General features: G+C 68.7%; 9 protein-coding genes. 6 read left to right on the top strand and 3 right to left on the bottom strand.

Annotation, left to right across the window (positions count from 1 at the left end):
- Window positions 1-15: 15 nt before the first annotated feature.
- Window positions 16-945, bottom strand: a complete 930-nt coding sequence (locus ENSA5_RS08515; protein WP_106391136.1) for a FliH/SctL family protein — start codon at window positions 943-945, stop codon at window positions 16-18.
- Window positions 946-1208: 263 nt separating this feature from the next.
- Here ENSA5_RS08515 and ENSA5_RS08510 point away from each other — a divergent pair, with 263 nt between their 5' ends.
- From ENSA5_RS08510 to ENSA5_RS08490, 6 genes are all read left to right on the top strand, one after another.
- Window positions 1209-2051, top strand: coding sequence for a hypothetical protein (locus tag ENSA5_RS08510; protein WP_146155477.1), 843 nt, complete (start codon window positions 1209-1211; stop codon window positions 2049-2051).
- The gene (locus ENSA5_RS37265) at window positions 2051-2680 is read left to right on the top strand and encodes a hypothetical protein (RefSeq protein WP_181197526.1); all 630 of its coding nucleotides are present in this window, start codon (window positions 2051-2053) and stop codon (window positions 2678-2680) included. The genes ENSA5_RS08510 and ENSA5_RS37265 overlap by 1 nt, the downstream gene beginning before the upstream one ends.
- A gap of 7 nt (window positions 2681-2687) precedes the next feature.
- A complete protein-coding gene (locus ENSA5_RS08505; protein ID WP_181197525.1) occupies window positions 2688-5267 on the top strand; it encodes a KGGVGR-motif variant AAA ATPase in 2580 nt (859 codons plus the stop codon).
- A 16-nt stretch (window positions 5268-5283) separates the two neighbouring features.
- Window positions 5284-6531 carry an aminotransferase class I/II-fold pyridoxal phosphate-dependent enzyme gene (locus ENSA5_RS08500; RefSeq protein ID WP_181197524.1) on the top strand — a complete coding sequence of 416 codons (1248 nt, stop codon included), beginning with the start codon at window positions 5284-5286 and terminating at the stop codon, window positions 6529-6531.
- A gap of 172 nt (window positions 6532-6703) precedes the next feature.
- On the top strand, window positions 6704-7270 hold the full coding sequence (locus ENSA5_RS08495) for a LemA family protein (RefSeq protein WP_106391132.1): 567 nt from the start codon (window positions 6704-6706) through the stop codon (window positions 7268-7270).
- 3 nt (window positions 7271-7273) lie between these two features.
- Complete coding sequence (locus ENSA5_RS08490; RefSeq protein WP_106391131.1) at window positions 7274-8029, top strand: TPM domain-containing protein; 756 nt, start codon at window positions 7274-7276, stop codon at window positions 8027-8029.
- Between the two features lie 23 nt (window positions 8030-8052).
- Here ENSA5_RS08490 and ENSA5_RS08485 read toward each other — a convergent pair whose 3' ends face one another.
- Both ENSA5_RS08485 and ENSA5_RS08480 read right to left on the bottom strand, forming a co-directional pair.
- A complete protein-coding gene (locus tag ENSA5_RS08485; protein ID WP_146155476.1) occupies window positions 8053-9069 on the bottom strand; it encodes a hypothetical protein in 1017 nt (338 codons plus the stop codon).
- Between the two features lie 275 nt (window positions 9070-9344).
- Window positions 9345-10967, bottom strand: a complete 1623-nt coding sequence (locus ENSA5_RS08480) for a serine/threonine protein kinase (protein WP_106391129.1) — start codon at window positions 10965-10967, stop codon at window positions 9345-9347.
- Between the last annotated feature and the right edge of the window lie 8 nt (window positions 10968-10975).

Here is a 10975-nt window from a genome sequence, read left to right as displayed (position 1 = left end):
TTGCACCCCGGGCTGCTAGGCGTTGGCTGAGAACAGCTGCGCGGCGCTGGTGACAGTTGCCGCCCGGCTGATCAGCACGCTGAGCTCATCGGTGTCGGCGCAGGCGCTGATCTGCGCGTCGGTGCGATCGTCGACGGCCAGCCCGCGGACCTCGAGGACCGCACGCAGTGCCCCGCGCATGGCCTCGAGTCCTTGCTCGCGTCCCTGCTCGCGTCCCTGCTCGCGTCCTTGCGCGAGCCCCTCCTTGCGCCCGCGCACGAACGCAGATCCACGCCGCTCCCACTCGCTGAGCGGCTCTTCGTCTTCTGGGGGCAGTTGCTCTCGTACCTGTTGCATGGCTTCCTCTCCGATGCTGTCGGTGACCAGCTGAATATACCTCCCGTAGTTCGGAGGCTTGCTGCGCAGCAAGGCCTGGATCGTACACCTGGCACCGACGACGGCGTCGGGACCGGTCGCGTGCATCACCGCCGCCAGCACCGCCCACGCGTAGTCGGCCATCGCGGCTGCTAGATCCCGCACCCGCGGGATCATTTCGGGCGTCACCACCAACGGCCGCAGCTCGGGCTCCTCGGCGAACATCGGCTCGAAGACCGAGGCTCGAACTTTGGGATCCGGGCTGAACCACACCACCCAGGTTGAACACCGCAGCTTGCGGCGCAGGGCCGCCCGATACAGGACTACCGTCCACTCCTTGTTGGCGTCTTCCCCGAGTTGGACCTCGACCACCAGCGCCCGCCGCGGTCGACCGTGCTTGTGCCCAGCGAGCGCGACATCTGCGCGAACCGGATTCTCGATGTCCAAGGGATCCTCGAACTCGGCCGAGACCTGCTCGATTCGCTCGTACTCGTCCCGCAGCGGCGCCCCGGCCCGGCGCGCGAGCTCGAAGGTGAGCTCGGGGTGAGACTCGAACAGCAACACGAGAGTCTGGTGGGTCGCGCTCGGCATCCTCGTCTCCGCCGATCTCGTCGGCCCTGGCGCGTTGGCGTTGCAGACTTTCTGGTGATGCGCCGCCGATGATCCCGACCGAATCCTCGCGCGAATTCGTTACGAACATCGGCCAGATCGAGCGTGGCGAGGTCGAGCCCGTGGCCTGGGATCAGGTTGAGGCCGAGGTCCGTCAGGCTCTCGCGCGCCGTCCCCAAGGCTGGTGTGAACGCGCGTTCACTGGCGTCCCCGCGCGCAGACGGCGAAAATGACGCCCGAGCGGCATGGCGTTGAAATTGGGCAAGGCCTACATGACCGGCGAGCTCGGCCTCAGCGCCGACTACACCCTCGGCCTGCGCGCCTGGGGCCTCGTCCTCTACGGCAGCATGCCCGCGAGCCTCGCCGCGCTCGGGGTCGGCAAGCTCAACCCGATGAACGTCCCCTCGCCCGAGCCGATCGTGTGGGTCGCCGCGGTCATGGTCGCGTCGATCCCCGTGCTCGTGACGATGCTGTTGATCCAGCAGCGGCTCAACTCCTGGTACCTCGCGTGCGATCACATGATCCTGCGCAGCTTCAACGTCACCTTCGTCGTGTTCATGGCCGCTGGGCTCCTGACCGGCGCCGCGCAGGTGTTCACCGACGGCCCGCCCGATGACGAGTTTGTCCGCGCGATCGTCAACGCCTTGCTGGTCGGGGCGCTCACGCTCAGCGTGTCCTCGGCCCTGTTCCTGGCCGCGATCAAGAGCGACTCGGGCCTGCCGCTGCTCCCAGCCCAGAGCTTCACCCGCGATCTCGACGAGGCCCGCGACGCCTTCTACACGATCGGCCGCTCGGGTTACTGGCGCCGGGATCCGGCCGCCCTCGACCAGCTCGAGTCAGACATCGAGCACGCCCAGGCCACGCTCGCGTCGCTCCTGCGCCAGGTCGATCCGGACGGAGCGCGGGCGCGCCTCTACGAGCGCCTGACCCAAGATCTCGACTCGCTCGAGTACGCGCGGCGCCAGGCCAAGGCGGCCCAGACCCGCTTCGCGGACTACCTCGACCCGGCCCCCCCCGCGCTCAGCGAGACCGACACGCGCCATCGGTCGGGGGTCGACCGCCTGCGCGCCGCGATGGGAGTGAGCTGATGAGCGGACTTAAACTGTGTGTCCTGGCGCTGCGCGCCAACGATCTCGACCGCGCCAGCGCCGAGATCGGCCTGCCCAAGTCCGACGTCAAGCTGCTCACGAGCCTCTACGGCTCGTCGCCGGACGACTGGAAGCCCTTCGCGCGCAAATCGGTCGGGGAGTACGTGACCGACGCGGGCATGCTGCCGGTCCCGCTGACCGCGGATCTCTACCGAACGGGCGACTCCGCCGCGCTCAACCGCCTGGTGCGCGACGTCGAGCTGTTGCTGATCGACCCGGTCTGCGTGGTCGCCCAAATTCACCAGACCGGCGTCGTCTGGCGCCTCGAAGCGGTAATTCGACGGGCCAAGCTCAGTTTTTGTGTCATCTACCCTCCGCGCCTGTCCCAGACCATGAAGGATCTACTGCGCACCAAGTGCGAGGAACACCTGCCGCTGCTGACCCTCGCGCCGCCCGAGGAGGGCGCGTGGGATGTCTCGTCCGAGGGCTACCTCAAGAGCTTCCTCGCCGGGCTCAAGTCGCGCCGCCGACCGGCCGCCAACCCCAGCCAGGTCGACGCCGTCGCCTCGCTCCTCGCTGGAGCCGGGATCACCTCGCCCTCGTTCCCCGGCACCCCGCGCCTGCGCTAGGAGCCCGATGAGCACGCCCCCCACCGAAGCCCCGCGCGGCCGGATCGCGACCTTCTACTCCTACAAGGGTGGCGTCGGTCGCTCGATGGCGCTGGCCAACGTCGCGGTGATCCTCGCCCGCGACTACGGCCTGAAGGTCGTCGCGGTCGACTGGGACCTCGAGGCCCCGGGCCTCCACCGCTACTTCGGCATCTCCGACGGCGACGCGGGCGCCGGGGTCATCGACTACTTCTCAAACTACAAGGACATGCTGACGCGCTCGCCGTCAGAGTCGATGATCTCCGCCCAAGATCTCGACATTCGCCGCTTCGCCCGGACCATCGAGCGCTTCGAAGACGGCGGCTCGATCCAGTTCATCTCGGCCGGGGAGCAGCGCGACTCGGAGCAATACGTCGACCGGGTCAGCCGCTTTGACTGGGACGACTTCTACCGCAACTGGAACGGCGCCCAGCTGATCGAGGCCGTGCGCGTGCAGCTCGGCGAGCTCGGTGACGTCGTGCTGATCGACAGCCGCACGGGCATCACCGACAGCGGCGGCATCTGTACGCTGCACCTGCCCGACATCATCGTGCTGGTGTTCGTGTTCAACCACCAAAACCTCGACGGCATCGCGCGAATCGCGAGCGAGGTCACCGGCAACAACCCGGCGATCGACATCACCGCGCGCAGCCCCGAGGCCCTGTTCTTGCCCTCGCGCAAGGACGTCAGCGAGATCGCCCAGCTGCGCGACTGGGAGGCCAGGGCCGTCGAGCTGTTCGCGCCCTACTTCGTGTCGTCGCGGATCACCGAGCGCTTCGGCGACGACGCGCTCAAGTACCTCCGCGACGCGTCCGTGCCCTACGTGCCCTACTTCGCCTACGGTGAGGAGCTCGCCGCGCGGACCGACAAGGGCTACGAGATGACCGCGCCGCTCGAGATCCTCGCCCAGATGATCTCCGACTGCGCGCCGATGCCCCGCAAGGTGCTCGAGACCGACGCGCCGCAGCCCGCGAAAGCTCGGGTCCCAGGGGCACCGGGGGCATCGAGGGCACCGGGGGCATCGGACACAAGGAGGCTACCGGACGCAAGGAGCGAGACCTGGATCCAGCCAAAGTCGGGCGGGCCCATGGTCTGGGGTGGCGTGGCCATGGGCGCGCTCGCGCTCGGCGTGACGGTGTTCCTGGCCGTCAAGATCGACCAGTGGACCTCGGCCCGTGACTCTCGCATCAACAGTATCAACAAGACCAGCAGCGGCGATCCGGCCGCAGACACCGAAGGCGAGGAGGCGGGCGCGGAGGAGGCCGCGACCCCGAAGCTGTTCGACCCGCAGCAGCTGCGGGCCGACGTTCGCTTCGACTACCTGGCCTTTTATGCCGACGCCGCGCCCCCGCTCGTCGACGCCTGGCAGTGCGACCTCGCGCTCGGGACGCTCGACACGAGCGGCGACCTCCGCAACTGGACGACCGACTGGCAGCTCGCGCCGGTCGAGGCCCAGCTGCGAGCGGTCAGCCAGCAGCCGATCGGCGTGGTCGATCCGACCGCCGCGAGCATCAAGAGCTACAGCTACTCCCCCTTCGAGGCCCTCGCAACGCCCGACCAGGACCCCCTCGAGCTCGAGCGCGCGATGGAGATCGGCGTCCAGGGCCGGGTCTCGGGCTCGACCAAGACCTCCGCGTGGCTGAGCACCGCCTGGGGGGTCGCCGAGTCCCGCGGCATCGACCGACAGGAGATCGAGCGAGACTTTCGCCAGCTGCACGCGATCGCCGACGACGAGGATCTGGTCGTCGAGGTCACGCCCGTCATCGCGAGCATGCAGCTCAACTATGACGGGGCCAGCTTCGCGGCCCTGCGCGGGTGGGTCGTTCGCGACCCACGCACCAATCAGCTGGTCGTCCGCTTCATCCCCGCGACGACAACCGAGGCCGAGAAGCCCACCAAGCCCCCCACGGGGCCCGAAGCCCCGGCGCTCATCACCCAACTCCTCGATCAGCGCAGCCAACACGCCAAGTGGGTCGACAAGGTCCAGGGCGTCGGAACCTACACCGAGAAGCGCAACAAGCGGACCTACCGGATCAACATCGAGGGCTCCGAGGAGGTCCTCAGCGAGATTCGCAGCGTGCGCTACTCGTTTCCCGACAGCGACCCCAAGTCGTCCGACAACTCCGGCACCAAGTGGGCGGTCAGCGAGACCCGCAGCCGCTGCGAGGGCGACGTGGCCATCGAGATCGAGCGCACCGACGGCGTCAGGCTGCCCTTGACCTTCTCGTGGTGCGAGGACGCCGTGCTCGCCATCTCCCAGACCAGCACCCCCAAAGACTCCGTGAGCGGCTGCGACGGCAACCTCATCGCCAAGAACCCGCGCGCAGCAGAGAAGATCTGCAAGCAGGCCTACGACAACGCCACCTCCGAGGCCGAGCGCGGCCGGCTCGCAGGTCAGCTGGTCGACATCTACGGCTTCATCGGCAGCGATGACGAGTACTGCGAGTGGGTCCAGAAGGCCGAGAAGGCCGGCACCAGCCTCCAGACGCCGGAGGCCTACGAGGCCCAGCTACGCTGCAGCGGAGACACGCCCGATCTGCCCACTCCAGACTCGCCGTCCATTCGCTAACGAACTGTCGAGCCCGATGTCGCCTGACGCACCCAGCCCCCACCAGCTGTCCGCCCGCGGCCAGCGCCTGGTCTCGAGCTCTCCGCTCGCCCCCTACATCCTCGAGCACTTCACCCACGGCGACGACGCCTGGCACCCGAGCGAGCGGCCCGACGGCTACATCGGCCTGTGCGTCGCCGAGAACCGCTCGATGTGGGACCTGCTCGTGCCCCAGCTCGCGTCCTACCGCGACGTGCCCGCGCGCGTGCTCGGCTACGACGCGATGGTCGGCGCGCAGCCCTTTCGTGAGCAGCTCGCGGCGTTCATGGGCCGGACCTTCCTCGGCCGCGCGGTCGAGCCCGAGCAGCTCGCCGTGCTCGCCGGGGCCGGGGCCGTGCTCGAGCAGCTGTTCTACGCCCTCGCGGATCCAGGCGAGGGCGTGCTGGTTCCGACGCCGAGCTACGCGGGCTTTTGGTCCGACCTCGAGACCCGCGACGAGCTGCGCATCGTCCCGGTTCACTGCACCAGCGCCGAGGGCTTCCGGCTCACGACCCAGGCCCTCGACCGCGCGCTCGCGTCCGCGCCCTGCCCCGTCAAGGCGCTGCTGTTCACGACCCCGAACAACCCGCTCGGCCGGGTCTACGGCCGCGAAGAGCTCCTCGAGGTGCTCGACTGGGCCGAGCGCGTCGGCGTGCACGTGGTCTTTGACGAGGTCTATGCCTTGTCGGTGTTCGGCCCCCGGCCCTTCGTCAGCGCCGCCTCGCTGCGGCCCTCGCTCGGGCAGCTGGTCCACCTCGTGTGGGCCTTCTCGAAGGACTTCGGGGCCAGCGGTCTGCGCTGCGGCGTGTTGTTGAGCGAGAACGAGGGCGTGCTGCAGGCCGTCGACGCGCTCGCCTACTGGGCGGCCTGCTCGGGCGACACCCAGTACTTGCTCGGGCAGCTCATCGCGGACACGGCCTTCGTCGACCCCTACCTGAGGCAGATGCGCGCGCGCCTCGGCCAGGCCTACGCCCGGGTCACCGCGGCCCTCGACCGCCACCAGATCCCCCACCTCCCCGCAGAGGCCGGCTTCTTCTTGATCTGTGATCTGCGGGCCAAGCTCGACGAGCAAAGCTGGGCGGGCGAGGCCAGGCTGTGGCGGCGGATCGTCGACGAGGCCAGGGTCAACCTGACGCCGGGATCGGCCTGTCGCATCGTCGAGCCCGGCTTCTTTCGCCTGTGCTACGCGTCCGAGGCCCCCGCGGCCGTGACCGAGGCGATCGATCGCATCGGCCGGCTCTCTTGACCGAGCGCGGGCCCCGTCTGGGCTCCAGCGCGCGCGCGTGTTGCACCCCGAGAGCCTGGAACAGCTCGGCGAAGATCTCGTTATGCTGGCCCGGATGACCGAAGACGCGCTGCCTCCCCCCCTGTCTCGTTTGCTTCGCCATCACCCAGCCCTGCGCTTGTGGGCTGCCGTGATGGCGCTGGTGTTGGTGCTGCTCCCCTCGTGCAGCAAGTACGACCAGCTGGTCTCGGACTACCAGGGCACCGAAGAGGCCTGGGCAAACGTCCAAGCCCAGCTCCAGCGCCGCTACGACCTGATCCCCAACCTCGTCGAGACCGTCAAAGCCTCGGCCGCACACGAACAAGAGACCCTCGCGGCGGTGATCTCGGCGCGATCGAAGGCGACCAGCATTCAGCTCAGCGCCGAGGACCTCTCCGACCCCGAGAAGATGAAGCAGCTCCAGGCGGCCGAGGGCGAGCTCAACTCCGCGCTCTCGCGCCTGATGATGGTTCAAGAGAGCTACCCCGACCTCAAGGCCAACGCGGCCTTCAAAGACTTGCAGGTTCAGCTCGAGGGCACGGAGAACCGGATCCTCCGCTCCCGCGAGGAGTACAACAAGGCCGTTCGCCAGTACAACACCACGCTGATGCAGGTGAAGGGCAGCGCGGTCAACAAGCTGACCGGAAAGCCCTTCGAGCCCCGGGTGTACTTCGAAGCTGGCGCGGCCGCCCAGGGTGAGCCGCCCAAGGTGGAGTTTTAGCCCTTGCCTCGCTGGGCTCGCGGCCTCCTTGGGGCGCTCCTTGGCGTCCTCATCTGGCTCGGCGTCGGACAGCTCGGCGCGGGCGCCCTGGCCTACCAGCCGCCGGCGCCGCGTGGCCACGTCAACGACCTCGCCAAGGTCCTAGACCCTGGCGAGGCCCAGAGCCTCGAGGCCGAGCTGTCTCAGGTCCGGCGAGACCACGGCTACGACCTCGCCGTGCTGATCCTCCCCTCGCTCGACGGCGAGCCGATCGAGGACGTCGCCTACGACACCTTCAATACCTGGGGCGTCGGCGACGCGAGCCGCGACGACGGCGTGCTCTTGGTCCTCGCCGTGGCCGAGCAGCGCGTGCGCATCGAGACGGGCGAGGGCGTCGGTGGCGAGCTCACCGACCTCGAGTCCGGCCGGATCATCCGTGAGCAGATCAAGCCGCTGGTCGTCGCGGGCAGGTGGTACGAGGCGACCTCGGTCGGGACCCGAGCGATCACCGAGACCTTGACCGGGACCGCGGGCCCTCGCGGTCCACCGACCGCGAGGGCCGATGAGGCGGTCGAGCTGACCCTGTTTCAGCAGATCGCGCTTGGTCTGATCCTGGTGGTGGTGATCGTGCTGGCGATCATTTTTCCTGGCTTTCGCAGGGTCCTGTTCTGGGTCGTCCTGGTGCTTCTGCGCAGCGGCGGCCGAGGTGGCGGTGGCGGCCGCAGCGGCGGCGGCATGGGTGGAGGCGGCAGCTCCGGAGGCGGTGGCGCGAGCGGCTGAGTTCAGCCGGCTCCCGTCGACCTTCAGCCCCAGACCGCGCGGGCCATCGTCGCGCTGTCGGCCCCGGGCGCCTGGAGGCTCGGCCGCCCGAGCGTCTGCGCCAAGCGATCGTGGAGCGCGACGAGGCTCGGCCGCAGCGCGCTGAGGGTCCGGACGCCATCAGCGAGGAGCCGGTCGAGCTCCGGCTCGCGGCCCTCGAGCTGGTCGAGCGCAGCGAGCTGCGACTCGCCGAGCTGCTCGCGCTCCCCCGCGAGCAGCTCGGCGACGAAGTTGAAGTCGTGCTCGACCAACGCGAGCCGTGCGTGGACCTGGGCGAGCAGCTGAACACAGGCGAACACGTCGAGCCACAGACGTCGCGCGCTGACCTCATCGAACACGTCGGCGCCGAGGCTGTCGAGGATCCGCCCCTGGAGCGAGCACAGCTGCTGGCGATCGGTGAGCCGGAGCTCGTGGAAGATCGCCTGGCCGAACAGGACCGCCATGCCCGCCGCGCCGAGGCGCAGGGCGCCGGCGAGATCGAGCTGTCCGTCATTGAGCCGGGCGTCGATCGACCGGATGCCGCGGATGAAGCTCATGTACTCGCGGCGAGTCTCGAGCGCGGTCTCGAGATCGGACTCGCAGAAGCGAGACAGCTTCGGCCTCAGCCCGGTCTCGCTGCACAGGACCCGCTCGACCTGGACCATCGAGTTGATCACGTGCTGGCGCAGCGCATCGCAGTCGGCGATCAGCAGCCAGGGGTCCCGCGACCCCGTCGTGCGCAGGCGCTTGGCCTGCTGGCGCAGCTCCCAGTGAGCCATGAACGCGAGGTCGGCGATCGGCGAGGGCGCCTCTTCGAGGGTCTGCGAAGGATCGGCCTCCATGACCTCGGTGGCACGAATCACGGCCAGGAGCGAGTCGGTTGCGAGCGTCACCAGCTCGCGCATCGCGGTGACCAGATGGGGCACGGCTCCGAGCGCGGCTTCGTAGGGACGGGGGTCGATCGCAGCGGCGGCGGCGCCCACCCGAGCGAGGATCTTCTGAGATTCGTGTTGCTGCGCCATGATTGGACCTCCCTATTCAAGTACGTTGCTTCACAGATTTTTCAAATCGATAAACTGGCCAGATCTTCAGTCCGGCGGCGCGCGAATTTGGCTGAGAAGCGGCCCGAAACAGCCTCAGAACTGGTCTACTCGGCAATTTTGAGCTGCACGGGTCGGCCCGACATGGCCTTCTGACCCAGCCCTCGATCGAAGGGCCTAGCCATTTTGGTCAGTAGTGGCCAGTGGCGAATTGGCAGTTTCTGGCCAAGCCAGATCTCGCCGACAACCCAGCAGCCCTACTTGTTGAGAAAGGGGTTCTTGACCTCGCTGTCGCCACCTTGGGGCGGCAGCTGGTTCTCGTTGCCCTCGCGCTTCTTCTTGCCCTTTTTCTTGCCCCCCCCGCCCTTCCTGGCGAGCTCGTAGGCGAAGCGCTTGGTCTCGTGGTTGGGCACGACCTCGATCTCGAGCTCGGCGTAGCCCTCGGCGACGAGGATCAGCGCGATCGGGCGGTCCGACCACGGCAGCTCGACCCCGGCCTCGTCGTTGGTGTGGCCGTAGACCGCTCGGTCGACGGCGCCGAGCACCTGCGCGGACACGTTGGTGTCGAACAAGATCTTGGAGATCTCGGGCGCTTCGTCCTCGGGCGCGGGCCCAGCCTCGACGGCCGGCTCGGCCCCAACCCCCTCGACCTCCTCGACCCCCGCGGCCTCCTCGACCCCCGCGGCCTCAGCGGCCTCAGCCGACTGTCCCGGGGGCTCGCTGGGCTCGGCCGCGGCGAGCTCCTGCTCGTCGTCCTCGCCCTCCCCTTCGTCGAGCCCACCGAAGGCGACGAAGGCCCCGAGCCCGGCCGCGACAACGAGCCCGCCGAGGCCGATCCACAGCGGCACCAGGCTCGCGGGCGGCTCGTCGACGGCGGCGCTCGGAGGCGGCGCCGTCGTCGGTGGCGGCGGCCTCGCGCCCGCGAAGGACATCGAGGCCGAGGTGTCGGGCCGCGCGATGTCCTCGTCGACCACCGCGACCGCCGCGGCCCCCGTGCCGACCGCCTCGATCGCGGCGATCATCTCGGTCATCGTCTGAAAGCGCAGCGCCGGATCCTTTTGCAGGGCCTTGAGCACGATCGCCTCGGCCTCGGCTGGGATCTCGGCGTCGGGCGCCCGCTCGCGCGGGGGCTTGGGCGCGTTGAAGATGTGCTTGGCCAGCGTCTGGGCCATGTTCTTGCTCCGAAACGGCACCCGGCCACACAGGAGCTCGTACATGATGATGCCGACGGCGTAGACGTCGACGCGCAGGTCGTTCGAATTGCCCTGGGCCTGCTCGGGCGACATGTAGTTGGCGGTCCCGAAGATCATCCCGGTCTTGGTCAGGCCCTTGCCGTCGTCCTCGACGTTTTGGACCTTCGCGATGCCAAAATCGAGGACCTTGACGAAGTCGGGGTCGTCGCCGCGGGTGATGCGAAAACAATTGTCCGGCTTCATGTCGCGGTGGACGATGCCCGCGGCGTGGGCGGCCTCGAGCGCGCGGCAGACCTGCACGATCAGGTGGCGGACCCGCGGCCAGGGCACGCGCTTGTCTCGCTTGAGCAGGGTCCGCAGATCCTCACCGACGAGGTGCTCCATGACGAAGAACACCGAGCCGTCGGGCGTGTCGCCGAAGTCGCTGATCTCGATCACGTTCTGCTGCGAGATCATCGAGGTCGCGCGGGCCTCCCGCAAGAAGCGCTCGACGAGGTCAGGCCGCGCCGTGTACTTCGAGCTCAGCACCTTGACGGCCAGCTTCTTGCGGATCGTGGTGTGCTCGGCCAGGTAGACCGAGCCCATGCCGCCCGCGCCGAGCTTTTGGATGATCCGATAGCGACCCGAGAGCACCGTGCCCGTCAGGTCCGGGCCGGTCGCGCTTGGGTCCTTCGGCTGGTTCGTCATCGCGGGTC

The sequence above is a fragment of the Enhygromyxa salina genome, from assembly GCF_002994615.1.
Lineage (GTDB): Bacteria > Myxococcota_A > Polyangia > Nannocystales > Nannocystaceae > Plesiocystis > Plesiocystis salina_A.
This window is presented reverse-complemented; position numbering and strand designations above follow the sequence as displayed.

Coding starts and splice junctions, on each gene's coding strand:
- ENSA5_RS08515 (WP_106391136.1), bottom strand. CDS start 945: ATGCCGAGCGCGACCCACCAGACTCTCGTGTTGCTGTTCGAGTCTCAC.
- ENSA5_RS08510 (WP_146155477.1), top strand. CDS start 1,209: ATGGCGTTGAAATTGGGCAAGGCCTACATGACCGGCGAGCTCGGCCTC.
- ENSA5_RS37265 (WP_181197526.1), top strand. CDS start 2,051: ATGAGCGGACTTAAACTGTGTGTCCTGGCGCTGCGCGCCAACGATCTC.
- ENSA5_RS08505 (WP_181197525.1), top strand. CDS start 2,688: ATGAGCACGCCCCCCACCGAAGCCCCGCGCGGCCGGATCGCGACCTTC.
- ENSA5_RS08500 (WP_181197524.1), top strand. CDS start 5,284: ATGTCGCCTGACGCACCCAGCCCCCACCAGCTGTCCGCCCGCGGCCAG.
- ENSA5_RS08495 (WP_106391132.1), top strand. CDS start 6,704: ATGGCGCTGGTGTTGGTGCTGCTCCCCTCGTGCAGCAAGTACGACCAG.
- ENSA5_RS08485 (WP_146155476.1), bottom strand. CDS start 9,069: ATGGCGCAGCAACACGAATCTCAGAAGATCCTCGCTCGGGTGGGCGCC.
- ENSA5_RS08480 (WP_106391129.1), bottom strand. CDS start 10,967: ATGACGAACCAGCCGAAGGACCCAAGCGCGACCGGCCCGGACCTGACG.